This window comes from Promicromonospora sp. NPDC050262 (assembly GCF_040655935.1).
Taxonomy (GTDB): Bacteria; Actinomycetota; Actinomycetes; order Actinomycetales; family Cellulomonadaceae; genus Promicromonospora.
Genome location: NZ_JBFAKX010000009.1, coordinates 51,486 through 66,788 on the forward strand (window position 1 = coordinate 51,486; position 15,303 = coordinate 66,788).

A 15,303-nucleotide genomic window follows, 5' to 3' on the forward strand; every position below is an offset into this window, starting at 1 on the left:
CGGATCTCCCTCATGTCAGTCGTTGCTCCCCATCCGGAGCTGGGCGGCCACCTCGCCGCGGCGGCTCAGCGCCGCCGCCACACCGACCGCGGCCAGCACCACCACGACGAACCCGGCGGCGGCCGCGCCCAGCAGCAGCGGGTCGTACCTCGCGTCGGGCTGGGTGGGGCCGCCGGTCAGCGCGGTGACGTCCACGGCGGCCAGCACCAGCTCCGGCACCACCACGCCGAGCACGGCGCCCACCACGAGCGCTACCACCGCCCAGGGTCCGATCTCCCAGCCGACCAGCCCGCGGCCGAGCCGGGGCGAGAGGCCGAGGGTCTGCAGCACGGCCAGCAGCCGGGCCCGCGCGGGGGCGGCGAGCATCAGCGTCATCACCACGGCCCCCGCGCAGAGCAGCCCCGCGAGGAGCACGGCCAGCACGAACGCGATGGCCAGCCCGCCGGAGACGGGCGCCGCGAGGACGGCGTCGGCCTCCTGGTCCGGGTCCTCCACGACCGACGACGGCAGCAGCCGCGAGATCTCGGCCGTCACGGCGGCGCGGTCGGCGTCGTCGGTCAGGCCCACGAGCGCGAGGCGCGCGTAGCTGACGTCGCCCGTGGCCTCGGCGAGGCGGTCGGCGTCCGCCAGCACGAGCGAGCGGCCCGCCGGCAGGCCCGGCAGCTCGTCGACCACGTCGACGATCCGGACGGGCACGTTCCCCTCCTGCGTCGTGAGGGTGACCCCGGTGGTGCCCGGTCCGACGCCGGGGCCCGCCGCGCCGGGGGTGAGGAGCACGGGCAGCGCCCCGTCGCCGTCCGCACCGTCCGTCCCGGCCAGCCCGTCCAGCGTCTCGGGGGCGCCCTCGACGTCCTGCTGCGCCACCACCAGCTCCGCCGCGTCCACCGTCCACACCTCGACCCGGGGCGAGGAACCCGCGCCCTGGAGCAGGCCGTCGCCGACGTCGCCCACCGGCGACACGGCGGCGACGCCGTCGAACGCGGCGAGCTGCTCCGCCACCGGCTCGTCGACGACCGGCCCGGAAACACGCAGGTCAGCGCCGGTCGCGCGCCAGGCCTCGCGGACCACGCCGCCGGAGACCGTGGAGTACAGCACCGCCGAGGTCGCCGCGACGGCCACCGCGAGCACGAGCGCGACCGCCGGGACGGGGCCGCCGGCCGGGTCGCGCGTGGCGCGCGCGGCGCCGAGGAACGGGACCAGGTCGCGCCGCGGTGCGAGCGCCCGTTCGGCCGCGAGCGCGAGCCAGGGATAGGCACGGACGGCGAGCAGCGTGAGCGCCAGGGAGACCAGCAGGGGCGCCGCGGCGACGAGCGGGTCGACGCCGGCCCCGGCGCCCGAGCCCGAGCCGGCCACGACCCCGCGCGAGAGCAGCAGCCAGGCGGCGAGCGCGGCGCCCGCGACGACGAGCACCTCCAGCACCCAGCGCACCCGGCTGCGCGAGCGCGGCGCGAGGTCGGCCCGCGTGGGACGCAGGCCGGCGGGAGACGTGGCGAGCGCGAGAGCCACCGCCGGGGCGAGGCCCGCGGCCACCGCGAGCAGGACCTGGGCGACGGTGACGGGGGCGTCGACGCCGACGGCGGCCGAGAGCACGAGACCCGCCGCGAACCCGGCGGCCGCCGAGCCGAGCCCGACGGCGAGTCCCTCGCCACCCATGAGCAGGCGCACCTGGGTGCCGGACGCGCCACGCGCGCGCAGCAGGGCGAGCGCGGACCGCCGCCGGTCGACGACGAGCCGCGCCCCCAGCGCCAGCACGGCGACGGTGGCGCCGAGCGGACCGACGGCGAGGACGGCGACGATCGCGTCGACCCCGGTGCGCTGCGCGAGCAGGCTCTCCAGGATCTCGGTGAGCCGGCTGGTGGGCCGCAGCTGGAGCGGCGTGGGGTCGTCGGGGCCGGCCGGGACGAGGAACGTCCTCGCCGACTGGCCGTTCATCTGGGCCAGCAGCACGGGCACGTCGGCGGCGGTCAGGCCGTCGGTGCTCACCGGGTACCAGACTCGGGTCTCGGCCACGCCCAGGGTCAGCGGCGTGATCATGGCCGGGTCCACGTACGCGGTCGCGGTGCCGAGCAGGCCGCGGTTCGGGTCGGCGATCACCGAGGCCCTGGCCCCCAGGGCGTGGTGCAGCCAGTAGTCGGCGTCGGGGTCGCCGGTCTCGAAGATCCCGGTCACGACGAGGGACGGGTACCGGCCGGCCAGGGCGATCACGCCGGAGCCGGACAGGTTGTCGTACCGGCCGCCGAGCTCCCACCCGTAGGTCTCGGCGACGGCGCGCGACACGGCGACCTCGAACGCCGGCGCCCGCTCCGTGGGCTGGCTGATCGACTGCTCGTCCCCCACGAACACGGGCCCCGCGGTCGCGGTGGGCCAGCGCCCCTCGACCAGTTCGGCGTGCTCGGCCAGGTCCGGGGCCGTACGGAGGAAGACCTTGGCCTCGGCCAGGTCGGAGCTGCGTTCCGGGGCGGTGTACGCGGGTTCGGTCGAGGTCACGTGGAAGAGCGGAGCGCCCATCACCGAGCGCAGCGGGTCGGGGGTCTCGGCGCGCACGGCGTCCAGGTTCTCGACGAACGGCGTCCAGTCCGGCTCCTCCGGCACGCCGCTCCCGATGCTGCCCGGGTCGTAGAAGCCTCCCGTCGGCGCCTGGCCGGGGATCGAGCCCGCCACCGAGATCACGTCCCGGGCCGGGCCCGAGGCCGTCGCGGTCTCGTAGACGACCTGGTCCGCGTGCATGGTCGCGACGGCGCGCGGCGCCGTCGACAGCACCCCGGCAGCGAGGAACGCGACCACGCCCAGCGCGGCCGTCGCACCCCAGGAGGTGCGCAGCTGTCGCCGCGCGAGCAGGCCGAGCCCGGACAGTGCGCCCATCAGCGGACCTCCTCGCGGTAGGTGGTGTCGCGGGCCTGCGCGGTGACGCGCCCGCCCACACCGACCGCGACCAGGACCAGCCCGGCCACGGTGGCGGCGAGCACCAGGCCGGTGCCCCCGGTCGCGAGGAGGAACCGCGCGGGCGGCGCCGCGTCGATCCCGGTCAGGGTCGCGGCGGCCAGGCCGCCCGCGACCAGCCGGGCCACGGCCCAGCCGGCGACCGCGCCGACGGCGAGCGCCACGATCCCGACGGTGACGAGCTCCGCGGCCCGCGTCCGGCCCTGTGCCGCCGGGCCGAGCCCCACGGCGCGCAGGACGATGACCTCGCCGCGCCGTTCCCGGAGGGTGGCCACCGCGACGGCCAGCACGCCCGCCAGCGCGAGCACGGCCGCCCCGGCCGCGGCGAGCCAGAACGAGACGCGCACCGGCACCGACGTGTCGGTGGAGCCGTAGCCCGGTGTCGTCACGGTCGGCCGTTCCCGGCTGCTGCGGCCGGCGGCCTCCGCGGCGTCCGTCGCCTGCTGGGCGAGAGAAGCCACGGTCCCTGCCGGCGCGGCGGCGCCGGGCGGCCCGGCCGCGAGCCACACCTCGTTCGTGAGCGCGGGGTCGTTCACGTCGCGCACGAGCACGGCGGCGAGCGCCGCGCGGTCCACCAGGACGGCGTACGGTTCGAGCGCCCCGGGCACGGTGCCGGACGACGCCACGACCTCCACGGGGAGGCGCGTCGCGCCGAGGGTGAGCTCGAAGACGTCGCCCGTGGCGACGCCGAGCGACTCGACCAGCGAGGACGAGGCCAGGAGCGGGACGGGGCCGGCGTCCGGGGTGGTCAGGAGACGCAGCCGGTTCGCGCCCGAGACGCCGTCGCCGAGGGCCATGCTGAACGCGGCCTCCCCCTGGGTCAGCTCCAGGCCCGTCGGGCCGTCGAAGGTCGCGGACGGCGTCCACACCGGCTGGTCGACGCGCAGCCCGCCCGCCGTGATGCCGTCGACGGCGAGCGTCACCTCCGCGATCGACCACCCGGGTCGGGTGTCCACGTCCAGTGCCGCGATCCGCCACGTCTGGCCCGGTGGCGGCGCGGGGACCTCGCCCCTCAGCTCCTGCGCGACCTCGTGCTCGCCGAGGGTGCCGTCGCCGCCGTCACCCTCCGTGAGCCGCCCGAGGTCGACGGTGGCCAGGGTCCCGTCGGTGGCGGCGAGCACGAACGACAGATCGAGCTGGTGCCGCGGCGCCCAGCCCACCAGGTCCGTCTCGACGGTCTCGTGGATCCGGCCGCGCACGGTGACGCCGATGTCGCGGGCGTCGCCGACCAGGGTGGGGGCGCCGGCGAAGGCGTCGTTCGCGAGGTCGTCGGCCAGCGCCGCGGTGTCGAGCACCTCCTCCAGCGCGCGCACCACGTTCGGCACGGCGGCGGCGGGCAGCGCCAGCATCGCGACCGGCAGGCCGTCGGAGTAGGCCGTCCCGGACAGCACGGGCGCCGCGGCGCGGGCGGTGCCGCCCGGACCCGTCATGCCCGGGAGGAACGGCGCCGGGTCGAGGCGCCCGCTCTCGGGTGCCGTGACGCGCACGTCGGCGCCGTTGGCGAGCACGTCGACGTCGGCGCGCAGGCGCTCCGCGGTACCCGTGTAGCCGCCGGCCAGGGTCGCGGCCCCGCCCGCGAGCACGAGCAGGACCACGGGCACCACGTAGACGACGATCCGGCGCGCCACCTGCCGCGCGGCCAGCGGCCCGACGACGCCGCGCGACCGTCCGGCCAGCCCCGACCACAACCGTGTGGCCGGGCCGAGCACCGCCATGGCCGCCACGGCGAGCGCCGCCAGCGCGAGCGCGGGTGCGGCGGCGGCGGCCGGGTCGGTGCGCAGGCCGCCGGGCGTGGACACGAGCGGCGACCCGTAGCGCAGCAGCTGGGTCACGCTGACCGCGGCGGCGGCCACGGTCAGCACCACGGTGCCGAGCGCCGCGACCTGACGTACGCGTCCCGAGCGGTCGGTCACCTGGCGCCGCACCGCTGCCTGCACCTGCAGCGCCGCCACCAGGACGAGCGTCGCGGTCGCCGCCACCGCTACCGCGAGGGCCACGGCCAGGGGCGTCCCGACGGAGACCGCCGCGCCCGCCTCGGAGCCGACGACCGCGCGCAGGGCCGCCCAGGCGGCGACCCCGCCCGCCGCCGCCGCGGTCAGCGCGAGCAGCGCGCCCTCCACCGCGGCCGCGGCCGTCACGGTGCCGGGCGCGGCACCGCGGGAGACCAGGAGCGCGACCTCCCCCTCCCGGGTGGCCGCCAGCAGCCGGGCCACCTGGACCAGCGCGACGAGGCCGACGAGGGCCAGCAGGCACAACGGGACGAGCGCGACGCCGTCCGCGGCACGCAGCCCGGCCCCCAGGTCGGCCGCGATCACGTCGAGCGTCCCGGTGACGGTCAGCCCGCGGGGCGCGACGTCCGTGTCCTCGCCGAGGATGCGGTCGACCTCGGACGTCAGCGCCGCCAGGGCGGGCAGGTCCTCGGGGGTGAGCGCGGCGCCGTCGGGCACCACCGTCCAGCGCGCGAACGGGTCCGTGTCCAGCCCGGCGACCACCTCCTCGCTCACCACGACGGGACCGGGGTACGCGCCGTCCGACCCGGTGAGCACGCTCGGGTCGCCGAGCCAGCCCGCGTCGTCGGGCGCGGTGACGCGCCAGGTCGCGGTGATCGTGACCGCCGTACCGGTGCCCGCGGGGTCCTCGGGGTCGACGCCGATCCGGACCCGGTCGCCGACCGCCAGCCCGGCGGCCTCCGCGGCGTCGGCCTGGACCGCCGCCTCGTCCGCGGCGGCCGGCCAGGCGCCGTCGACCAGGGTGACGCCGCTCGCCCCCGCGCCCGACAGGGCCTCCTGCCGCGAGGGCGCCGGCAGGAGCGCCACCGACCAGCGGCCGAGGTCGTGCCCGTCGGCGTCCGTCGTGTACTGCGCCTCGGTCCGCACGTCGTAGGTGACCCGGTGCGGCACGCCGTCGAGCAGGTCCGCGAGCACCTCCTGCACGCGCGCGTCCTGGGCGTCGGCCTCGGCACCGTCCGCGAGACGGGTGGCGAGCTGCAGCGCCCGCCCCGAGGGCTCGGCCGCGGCCAGCCCGTCGCGTGCTCCCGCCGTCGCCGCGGCCTGCGTCCAGCCGACCGTCACGCCCAGGGCGCCGGTCAGCACGGCCACCAGCAGCCAGACGAGCGCGAGCAGCCCACGGTGCGCCGTGGACCGGCGGGCAAGGAGGGTGGCTCGACTCACGGGGCCAAGGTAGCCCGGCCCTGTGACACGCACGACGAAACTAGGGGCGCCCCGGGCAACGATCCGGTCACGCCGCTCAGCCGGCGCGCTCGCCCTCCAGCGCTCCGCCCGCGGCGCGCCATCCCAGGAGGCCGCGCGCGAGGCTCACCGCGTCGAACCCGAGCTCGGTCAGCAGGTTGGCCGCGCCCCGGGAGAGCAGACCACCCGTGCAGAAGGCGATCAGCACCCGGTCGTCGGGCAGCTCGTCGGCCCGCGCCTCCAGCTCGGTCAGCGGCAGGTGCAGCGCCCCCGGGACGCGGTGGTCGCGCCACTCGCGCTCCCGGCGCACGTCGACCACGAGGGCACCTTCGCCGACGAGCCGCATCGCCTCGGCGGCGCTCACCTCCGGCGGCCGCCGGACGTAGTGGCGGATGCTCATCGCCGCGCCTCCCGCCGCACGTTGACCAGGGTGAAGACGCCGCCGAGCACCGGGACGAGCGCCAGGAGCCGCGTTCGGGGCAGGAGCCCCTCCCCGAGCAGCGCCGTGACCGCCACCGCGAGATAGAGCGCGCCGTGCGCCGGGCCGAGCGCCGACGCGACGCCGTCGACGTGCACCGTGGCGAGGTTGCCGAGCAGGAGCACGATGCTCACGAGCTCCAGCACCGAGAGCACCTCCAGCGTGCGCAGCAGCGGCCTCATACCGACCCCGGCCGCACGACCATGAGCACGACGACGGCGGCCCACAGCAGGTTGAACACACCGGTCAGCAGGGTGAGGGCACGCAGCCGGGCGGCGTCGCCCGGCGCGTCGAGGGCCGCGCGCTGGCCCGGCGCGATCCGCAGCGCGAGCAGGCCGCCCGCGACGGCGGTGAGCACCATCGCCACGACCACCCAGATCTCGCCGAGGCGTCCCTGGACGGCCGCGAGCACGAGGCCGATCACGGGTACGACGAGGGCCAGCACGCCGTAGACCCGGGTCACGCCGTGCAGCATCCGCGCCACCGAGGCACTGCGCCCGGACCGGGCATCCGGCTCCGCGGGGTCTCCGGCCGGGCCCGCGGCGGGATCGGCCGCGCCGGCCGACAGCGGCGCGAAACGCGGGAACAGGCTGGTGGTCACCGCCACCGGGCCGACGAACAGGATGCCCGCGAGCACGTGCGCGGACAGCAGCAGATTCTCCATACCTTCAGCCTAACTGAAGGATGGCCATGCTTCAGACCACCTGAAGGTTGGCGCGGCCCCGGAACGGACCAGCCGTTCCGTTTCGCCGGCCCCGCGTCACCGGCCCCGCGTCACCGGCTCCGCGCCATGTGCTCCTCGATCTGCCGCCGCAGCGCCTCGGTGAGCACGGGGTACTCCTCGGCGAACCGGGCGTCGAGTACGGCGACCCGCTCCGCCGCCTGGCTCAGCAGCCGCTCGCCGGCCGCGGTCACCCGAAGGCGCGACGCGGCGCCCGCGCGCGCCGTGGTGTCCTCGACCAGGCCGTCCGCCGCGAACGCGGCCACGGCGGTGTGCGCGCTCTGCACAGTGATGCGCGAGCGGCGGGCCAGCTCGCTGAACGAGACCCCCGGCGTGGCGCGGATGTGTCCCAGCAGGCCGTACTTGCGGGTCGTGAGGCCGAGCGGCTTGAGCGCGTCCGCGAACGCGGCGTCCCAGACCCGGCCGATCGTCAGCAGGGCGATCGTCGGGCTGAACGGCGGTTTCTCGGGCATGGCAGCAGGCTATCCGGGGCGGCCGCCGTCGGCGTCCGGCAGCCCGGACATGACGCAGACCCCCTCGCCGTGGTGGGCCGGACGGCTCCACCAGGCCAGGGGGCCTCGTGACATCAGGACGGCGACGTCGCCGTCGTCGTACGTGCTAGCGCTGGTTCGCGGGGACGTACGGGCGCTCGGTGGCGCCGGTGTAGACCTGGCGCGGGCGCCCGATCTTGGTCTGCGGGTCCTTGATCATCTCGCGCCACTGGGCGATCCAGCCGGGCATCCGGCCCAGCGCGAACAGCGGCGTGAACATCGCCGGCTCGAAGCCCATGGCCTTGTAGATGAGGCCCGTGTAGAAGTCGACGTTCGGGTAGAGCTTGCGCTCCACGAAGTAGTCGTCCGAGAGGGCGATCTCCTCCAGCCCGCGCGCGATGTCGAGCAGCTCGTCCTTGGCGCCGAGCTTGTCGAGCACCTCGTCCGCCGACTTCTTCACGATCGCGGCCCGCGGGTCGTAGGACTTGTACACGCGGTGGCCGAAGCCCATCAGGCGCACGCCGTCCTGCTTGTTCTTGACCTTCTCCATGAAGGTCTCGACGGTCTCGCCACCCGAGCGGATCTTCTCCAGCATGGTCAGCACGGCCTCGTTGGCCCCGCCGTGCGCCGGGCCCGAGAGCGCGTTCACGCCCGCGGCCACCGAGGCGTACAGGGTCGCGTTGGACGAGCCGACCACTCGCACCGTGGACGTGGAGCAGTTCTGCTCGTGGTCCGCGTGCAGCACGAGCAGCTTCTCCAGCGCGTCCACGATCACCGGGTCGGCCTCGTAGGCCTCGTACGGCGTCGCGAACGTCATGCGCAGGAAGTCCTCGACGTAGCCGCGCGAGTAGTCCGGGTACAGCAGGGGCTCGCCCACGCGGCGCCGGTGCAGGTAGGACGTGATGGTGCGCGTCTTGGCGAGCAGCAGCACGGTGGCCAGGTCGACCTGCTCGTCGTCCGCCGGGTCGAGCGACTCCGGGTAGAACGTGGACAGCGCGTTCACCGCGGAGGCGAGCACCGCCATCGGGTGCGCGTTGCGCGGGAACGTTCCCATGAACGTGCGGAAGTCCTCGTGCACCAGGGTGTGCCGGTTGACGCGCTCGGTGAACGCGTCCAGCTCCGCGGTGCTCGGCAGCTCGCCGTAGATGAGCAGGTAGGCCACCTCGAGGAAGCCGGAGGCCTCGGCGAGCTGGTCGATGGGGTACCCGCGGTAGCGCAGGATGCCGGCGTCGCCGTCGATGTACGTGATCGAGGACTCGCACGACGCCGTGTTCATGAAGCCGGGGTCGACCGTGACCAGACCCGTGTCCTTGAGCAGCGACGACACGACGATGCCGTCGTTGCCCTCGCTGGCAGCGACGACAGGCAGGGTGTGAGTGGTTCCGTCGACGGCGAGCTCGACGCGGCTCGAGCCGTCCAGCGGTGTGGAGGTCATGTCTTCCTTCCTGAGTGGCGCACGAGGGACGCTGCTGTGAAAGAAAGGTGTCGGGACAGCGTCGACCTGGGGCACGACAGTATCGCGCCCTGCTTTAGTTTTTCCAATCCATCGGTCAAGGCTGCGTGATGCGTGTCACAGCATCGGCAATCTGCACGTCAGTCGAGGTCAGCGCCACCCGGGTGTGCGTGCCGTCGCCGTACAGGTGGCCCGGCGCGGTCAGGATGCCCCGGGCCGCGAACCACTCGGCGACCTCCAGGCCCGGCCGCCCGTCCGGCGCCGCCACCCAGAGGTACAGGCCGGCCTCCGACCCGTCGACGACGAACCCTGCCTCGACGACCGCGGCGGCCAGCGCCCGGCGCCGGGCGCCGTAGGCCTCGCGCTGGGCGGCGACGTGCGCGTCGTCCGCCAGGGCCGCCGTCATGGCGGCCTGCACCGGCGCGGGCACGATGAGGCCCAGGTGCTTGCGGGTCTGTGTGAGATCGGCGACCAGGGCGCCGTCGCCCGCAAGGAAGGCGGCGCGGTAGCCCGCGATGCTGGACTGCTTGGAGAGGGAGTAGGCGGCGAGCAGGCCCTCGTGCGACCCGCCGCACACGCGCGGGTCGAGGATCGAGGGCACGCCGCCCGTGCCGGTCGCGGCATCGTAGGGGGAATCCCACACCAGCTCGGCGTAGCACTCGTCGGAGACGACGACGGCGCCGATGGCGCGCGCGGCCTCGACCACGGCGCGCAGGGCTTCGACGCCGAGCACCCGGCCGGTGGGGTTGCCGGGGCTGTTGACCCAGACCATCCTCACGTCGTCCCGGCCGGCCCAGTCGGCGACGTCGTCGGTCGCGAGCGGCGTGGCTCCGGCCGCGCGGATACCCGCGAGGTAGGTGGGGTAGGCCACGGCAGGGTGCACCACCACGTCGCCGGGGCCCAGGTGCAGCAGGGAGGGCAGCAGACCCACGAGCTCCTTGGAGCCGACGGTCGGCACCACCGCCGCCGGGTCGAGACCCGGCACCCCGCGGCGCCGGGCGAACCAGTCGGCGACGGCCCGGCGCAGCGCGGGCGTCCCGGCGGTCATCGGGTAGCCCGGCGCGTTCGACGCGGCCTCGAGCGCCCGCCGCACGACCTCGGGTGTCGGGTCCACGGGCGTACCCATGGAGAGGTCGATCAGGCCGCCCGGGTGGGCCTTCGCCGTCGCCGTGATGCCGTCGATCGAGTCCCAGGCGAAGGGAAGGTCCGAGAGGTCGTGCAGACCCACGTCAGGCCTGGGGCGGAAGGGCCGCGATCATCGGGTCGTCCTTCTCGATGACGCCCATCTTCGCGGCGCCGCCGGGCGAGCCCAGGTCGTCGAAGAACTCCACGTTCGCGCGGTAGTAGTCCTTCCACTCGTCGGGGACGTCGTCCTCGTAGTAGATGGCCTCGACCGGGCAGACCGGCTCGCACGCGCCGCAGTCCACGCACTCGTCCGGGTGGATGTAGAGGGAGCGGCTGCCCTCGTAGATGCAGTCCACGGGACACTCCTCGATGCACGCCCGGTCCTTGACGTCGACGCACGGCTGAGCGATCACGTAGGTCACTTGGAGGGTGTCCTTCCACTTCCGGACGGAGGATCATGCACGATGCCGACCGCGGTACGACCCGGCGGGGCGATCCTAGTATCTCTCGGGATGCCCCCTGATCCCCACCGGTCTCACGCAGCGGAAGGAGAACGGACGTGACATTCGCTACACCGGCCGCGCCCGGCGGGTGGCGAGACCTGCGCCCCGGCACCCGCGTGGTGGTGCGGCGCCGGCTCGCGCCGTCCGGCCCCGTGCGGTCCGACGGCGGCACGGCTCACCGCTGGACGGACCTCATCGGCTTCGTCGTCGGGGTGTCCGACGCCGGGCTGCGGCTGCGCACCGACCCGGCCCCGGGCCGTGGCGAGCCGCAGGAGGTCGACGTGGCGGCCGCCGACATCGAGGCCGCCAAGCCGATCCCCCCGAGGCCCGTCAGGCGTTCCGGTCCACCCAGATGACACCGGTCGGGCACATGCTCACGGCCTCCTGCACCGCGAAGTCGTGCTCGGCGGACGGCCGCTCGTCGAGCAGCACGACGATGCCCTCCTCGTCCTGGTCGAACACGTCGGGTGCGAGCAGGACGCACTGGCCGGCGCCACAGCAGGCGTCGCGGTCCACGTTGATCTTCATGGGGGTCACTCTCCCCACTTGACGGGCAGTTCGTCGAATCCGGCCACGAGGAGACCCTCCTTGCGCGGCACCGACTCGATAGGCACCGCCAGCTCCAGGCTCGGCACCTTGCGCACCAGGGCGGCGAGCACGATCTGCAGCTCGGTGCGCGCCAGCGACTGGCCGAGGCACGAGTACGAGCCCGCGCCGAACGAGAGGTGGGGGTTCGGACGGCGCCCCAGGTCCATCTCGTCCGCGCCCTCGAACGTGCCCTCGTCCCGGTTCGCCGCCGCCAGGCTGCACACCACGGTGGTGCCCGCGGGGACGGTCTCCCCGGCGATCTCGATCTCCTCGTCCACCCAGCGCACCATGCCGAAGCCAGCGTTGGGGTCGAACCGCAGCGACTCCTCGACCGCGCTGCGCACCAGCGAGGGGTCGGCGACGAGCTGCTCCCACCGGGAGCGGTCGCCCAGGAACAGCGCCATCATCTTGGCGATGTGGCTCGCGGTGGTCTCGTGGCCGGCCACGAGCAGGGCCATGCTGGTGCCGATCACGGTCTGCGCCGTCAGCCGCGGGTCGTTCCGGTCCACGAGCGCGATCAGCTCGGAGATCAGGTCCTGGCCCGGCTCGGCCCGCTTGGCCTCGACCAGGGCGGCCATGTACGCACCGAACTCCTGGCGCGCCGCCGAGATCTCCTCCTGCGTGTACCGCGTGGTGCTCAGCGCCGTGTCCGACCAGTACGGGAACCGCTCCCGCTCGTCCTCCGGCACGCCCAGCAGCTCGCAGATCGCCCAGACGGGCAGCGGGAACGCGACGGACGGGACCAGGTCCGCGCTCGCGCCGGCGGCCAGCATGTCGTCGATGAGCTGCTCGGCCTTCGCCTCGATGCCGGGAGCCATCGCCTGCACCCGCTTGGCGGTGAACGTCGCGTTGACGAGCCGCCGCCAGGCCTGGTGCTGCTCCTCGTTGGCCATGACCCCGGTCGGGTCGTTGCTGAACGTGCCGCCGTCGTCCTGGGAGCCCACGCCCGTGCCGCTCGCCGGGATGACGCGGCCGAACCGGCCGTCGGTCAGCATGGCGCGGACGTCGTCGTACCGGGTCAGCAGGGTGGCCTCGCCACCGCTGGCGAGGCGCACCCTGGCCACGGGGCACTGCTGGCGCAGCTCGGCCCACTCCGGTGGCGGCTCGATGGCACGATCCGACGGGATGGGGTAATCGAGCAGGTCAGACATCTTGTCCTCCGGTTGGCTGAGGGGGTGGGTCCCGCCCATCCAATACCGGTCCGGGTGATTCGGACAAGGGTGTCCGGTTTCAGGCGTTGGCGACCAGGCCCAGCTCCGCCACGCTCGCCAGGTGCTGGTGACGCGGCACGATCCGGACGGTGTAGCCGAACGGCCCGGACGTGTCCAGGCCCACCTCACCGCCGAACGCGTGCCGACCCGCCTCGTAGGACTCCACCAGCGCGAGGGACTCGGCGGTGAACTCGTCGATGACGTCGGCCTCGGTGACCCGCCCGTGCACCACCTGCACGTCCACGTCGTCCGGTGACAGCGGGCCGAGCGAGACGTAGGCGCGCACCGTCAGCCGGTCCCCGACCCGCACCGCCTCGCCGATGCCCGCCGACTCGACATGGTCCACGCGCACCTGCGGCCACGAGCCGCGCACGTGGGCCTTCCAGCCCGCGAGGTCCTTCGCCGCGGCGTACCCGTCGGCGACGAGCAGGCGCCCGGCCCGCGCCGCGGGGGCGTACAGCCCGTGCACGTACTCCGAGACCATCCGCGTGGCCTGCACCTTGGGGCCGAGCGTGGCCAGCGTGTGCCGCACCAGCTCCAGCCAGCGGCTCGGCACGCCGTCCGCGGACCGGTTGTAGAAGGCGGGCGCCACCTGGGACTCCACCAGGTCGTAGAGCGCTGCGGCCTCCAGGTCGTCGCGGCGGTCGGCGTCCTCGACGCCGTCGGCCGTGGGGATGCCCCAGCCGTTCTCGCCGTCGTACCACTCGGCCCACCAGCCGTCCTCGATCGAGAGGTTCAGGCCGCCGTTGAGCGCGCTCTTCATCCCGGAGGTGCCGGACGCCTCCAGGGGCCGCAGCGGGTTGTTCAGCCACACGTCGCAGCCCGGGTACAGCGACTGCGCCATGCCGATGTCGTAGTTCGGCAGGAACACGATGCGGTGCCGCACCTCGGGGTCGTCGGCGAACCGGACGAGCTGCTGGATGAGCCGCTTGCCGGAGTCGTCGGCGGGGTGCGACTTGCCGGCCACGATGAGCTGCACCGGCCGCTCGGGGTGCAGCAGGAGCGCCTTGAGCCGCTCCTGGTCGCGCAGCATGAGCGTGAGCCGCTTGTAGGTGGGCACGCGCCGCGCGAAGCCGATGGTGAGCACGTCGGGCGACAGCACGTCGTCCACCCAGCCGAGCTCCGCCGGGGACGCCCCGCGCTCGCGCCAGGACTTGCGCACCCGACGCCGGGCCTCGGCCACCAGCTCGCCGCGCATCTCGCCGCGCAGGGCCCACAGCTCGGCGTCCGACACCTTGCTGGGGTCCAGCCAGCCGGACGACGCCTCGGGCGCAGTGATCTCGTCCAGGCCCATGCGCTCGGCCTCCACGGCGGCCAGCCGCGGCGCCACCCAGGTGGGCGAGTGCACGCCGTTGGTGACCGACGTGATCGGCACCTCGCGCGAGTCGAACCCGGGCCACAGGCCCTCGAACATCTCGCGGGAGACCTGGCCGTGCAGCAGCGAGACGCCGTTCGCCCGGCCACCGAGCCGCAGTCCCATCACCGCCATGTTGAACACGGTGGGGTCGCCGCCGTCGTAGTCCTCCGCGCCGAGCGCGAGCACGGTCTCCAGCGGCACGCCGGGCATCGCGTTGTCGCCGCCGAAGTAGGCGCTGACCAGCTCCTTCGGGAACCGGTCGATCCCCGCGGGGACCGGGGTGTGGGTGGTGAAGACCGTGGCCGCGCGCACCGCCTCGTGGGCCTCGCCGATGTTCAGGCCGGACCCGACGAGCTCGCGGATGCGCTCCACGCCGAGGAAGCCCGCGTGGCCCTCGTTGGTGTGGTAGACCTCGGGCTCCGGCGCGCCGGTCAGGCGCGACCAGGCGCGCAGCGCGCGCACGCCGCCCACGCCGAGCAGCAGCTCCTGCTGCAGGCGGTGCTCTCCCCCGCCGCCGTACAGGCGGTCGGTCACCTTGCGGGCCGCGTCGTCGTTCTCCGGCACGTTCGAGTCGAGCAGCAGCAGCGGCACCCGGCCGACGGCGGCGACCCACACGTGCGCGTGCAGCGTGCGCCCGCCGGGCAGGGCCAGCGAGATGACGGCGGGCGTGCCGTCCTCCTCGCGCAGGACCGCGAGCGGCAGGCCGTCCGGGTCGAGCAGCGGGTAGGTCTCCACCTGCCAGGCGTCCCGCGTCAGGGACTGCCGGAAGTAGCCGGCGCCGTACAGCAGGCCCACGCCCACGATGGGCACGCCCATGTCGGACGCGCTCTTGAGGTGGTCGCCCGCCAGGATGCCGAGGCCGCCCGAGTACTGCGGCAGCACCGAGGTGATGCCGAACTCCGGCGAGAAGTAGGCGATCGCGTGCGGCAGCTCGCCGCCCGAGGTCGTGGTCTGGCCCTGGTACCACTGCGGGTCCCGCAGGTAGCGGTGCAGGTCGTCGGACGCCGCCCGCACGCGGCCCGTGAACTCCGCGTCGGCCGCGAGCGCCGCGAGGCGGTCGGAGCCGAGCGCCGCGAGCAGGGCGACGGGGTCGCCCCGGACGTCGGACCAGAGGTCGGGGTCGATGCTCGCGAACAGCTCGCGCGTCGGCGCGTGCCAGGACCAGCGAAGGTTCTGGGCCAGCTCGTCGAGCGCCGCGAGCTGCTCGGGGAGGACCGTGCGGACGGTGAATCTGCGGATCGCTCTCAC

The 15,303-nt window shown here is 74.8% G+C and carries 13 protein-coding genes; 1 reads left to right on the forward strand and 12 read right to left on the reverse strand.

Annotation, left to right across the window (positions count from 1 at the left end; translation table 11 throughout):
- Positions 1-15: 15 nt before the first annotated feature.
- From AB0I29_RS15160 to fdxA, 9 genes are all read right to left on the reverse strand, one after another.
- Positions 16-2,862, reverse strand: a complete 2,847-nt coding sequence (locus AB0I29_RS15160; RefSeq protein WP_357482672.1) for an FtsX-like permease family protein — start codon at positions 2,860-2,862, stop codon at positions 16-18.
- Positions 2,862-6,110, reverse strand: a complete 3,249-nt coding sequence (locus AB0I29_RS15165) for an FtsX-like permease family protein (protein WP_357482675.1) — start codon at positions 6,108-6,110, stop codon at positions 2,862-2,864. Before AB0I29_RS15165 ends, AB0I29_RS15160 begins: the two co-directional genes overlap by 1 nt.
- Positions 6,111-6,186: 76 nt before the next feature.
- Positions 6,187-6,528: a rhodanese-like domain-containing protein gene (locus AB0I29_RS15170; RefSeq protein WP_357482678.1), complete on the reverse strand. Its 342-nt coding sequence runs from the start codon at positions 6,526-6,528 to the stop codon at positions 6,187-6,189.
- Positions 6,525-6,788 (reverse strand): hypothetical protein, encoded by a 264-nt coding sequence (locus tag AB0I29_RS15175; RefSeq protein WP_285108408.1) that lies wholly within the window; start codon positions 6,786-6,788, stop codon positions 6,525-6,527. Before AB0I29_RS15175 ends, AB0I29_RS15170 begins: the two co-directional genes overlap by 4 nt.
- Entirely contained in the window at positions 6,785-7,270 is a 486-nt protein-coding gene (locus tag AB0I29_RS15180) for a hypothetical protein (RefSeq protein WP_285108407.1), read from the reverse strand. Before AB0I29_RS15180 ends, AB0I29_RS15175 begins: the two co-directional genes overlap by 4 nt.
- A 110-nt stretch (positions 7,271-7,380) precedes the next feature.
- Complete coding sequence (locus tag AB0I29_RS15185; RefSeq protein ID WP_357482682.1) at positions 7,381-7,800, reverse strand: MarR family transcriptional regulator; 420 nt, start codon at positions 7,798-7,800, stop codon at positions 7,381-7,383.
- Positions 7,801-7,945: 145 nt separating this feature from the next.
- Positions 7,946-9,253, reverse strand: a complete 1,308-nt coding sequence (locus tag AB0I29_RS15190) for a citrate synthase (RefSeq protein WP_285108403.1) — start codon at positions 9,251-9,253, stop codon at positions 7,946-7,948.
- A 115-nt stretch (positions 9,254-9,368) separates the two neighbouring features.
- Entirely contained in the window at positions 9,369-10,499 is a 1,131-nt protein-coding gene (gene dapC / locus AB0I29_RS15195) for a succinyldiaminopimelate transaminase (protein WP_357482686.1), read from the reverse strand.
- Between the two features lies 1 nt (position 10,500).
- Entirely contained in the window at positions 10,501-10,818 is a 318-nt protein-coding gene (gene fdxA, locus AB0I29_RS15200) for a ferredoxin (RefSeq protein ID WP_020017584.1), read from the reverse strand.
- Positions 10,819-10,955: 137 nt separating this feature from the next.
- Between fdxA and AB0I29_RS15205 the strand changes: the two genes are divergently transcribed.
- The gene (locus tag AB0I29_RS15205) at positions 10,956-11,255 is read left to right on the forward strand and encodes a DUF6725 family protein (protein ID WP_357482690.1); all 300 of its coding nucleotides are present in this window, start codon (positions 10,956-10,958) and stop codon (positions 11,253-11,255) included.
- Here the strand turns inward: AB0I29_RS15205 and AB0I29_RS15210 are convergent.
- The 3 genes from AB0I29_RS15210 to glgP form a co-directional block, all read right to left on the reverse strand.
- Positions 11,230-11,427: a ferredoxin gene (locus tag AB0I29_RS15210; protein ID WP_285108398.1), complete on the reverse strand. Its 198-nt coding sequence runs from the start codon at positions 11,425-11,427 to the stop codon at positions 11,230-11,232. The genes AB0I29_RS15205 and AB0I29_RS15210 overlap by 26 nt on opposite strands.
- A gap of 5 nt (positions 11,428-11,432) precedes the next feature.
- A complete protein-coding gene (locus tag AB0I29_RS15215) occupies positions 11,433-12,638 on the reverse strand; it encodes a cytochrome P450 (protein ID WP_357482694.1) in 1,206 nt (401 codons plus the stop codon).
- A 79-nt stretch (positions 12,639-12,717) separates the two neighbouring features.
- Positions 12,718-15,303 (reverse strand): alpha-glucan family phosphorylase, encoded by a 2,586-nt coding sequence (glgP, locus tag AB0I29_RS15220; RefSeq protein ID WP_285108395.1) that lies wholly within the window; start codon positions 15,301-15,303, stop codon positions 12,718-12,720.

What these genes read in the sequence shown, in the direction of transcription:
- AB0I29_RS15160 (WP_357482672.1), bottom strand. Translation starts at nt 2,862, where the DNA reads ATGGGCGCACTGTCCGGGCTCGGCCTGCTCGCGCGGCGACAGCTGCGC.
- AB0I29_RS15170 (WP_357482678.1), bottom strand. Translation starts at nt 6,528, where the DNA reads ATGAGCATCCGCCACTACGTCCGGCGGCCGCCGGAGGTGAGCGCCGCC.
- AB0I29_RS15175 (WP_285108408.1), bottom strand. Translation starts at nt 6,788, where the DNA reads ATGAGGCCGCTGCTGCGCACGCTGGAGGTGCTCTCGGTGCTGGAGCTC.
- AB0I29_RS15180 (WP_285108407.1), bottom strand. Translation starts at nt 7,270, where the DNA reads ATGGAGAATCTGCTGCTGTCCGCGCACGTGCTCGCGGGCATCCTGTTC.
- AB0I29_RS15185 (WP_357482682.1), bottom strand. Translation starts at nt 7,800, where the DNA reads ATGCCCGAGAAACCGCCGTTCAGCCCGACGATCGCCCTGCTGACGATC.
- AB0I29_RS15190 (WP_285108403.1), bottom strand. Translation starts at nt 9,253, where the DNA reads ATGACCTCCACACCGCTGGACGGCTCGAGCCGCGTCGAGCTCGCCGTC.
- AB0I29_RS15210 (WP_285108398.1), bottom strand. Translation starts at nt 11,427, where the DNA reads ATGAAGATCAACGTGGACCGCGACGCCTGCTGTGGCGCCGGCCAGTGC.
- AB0I29_RS15215 (WP_357482694.1), bottom strand. Translation starts at nt 12,638, where the DNA reads ATGTCTGACCTGCTCGATTACCCCATCCCGTCGGATCGTGCCATCGAG.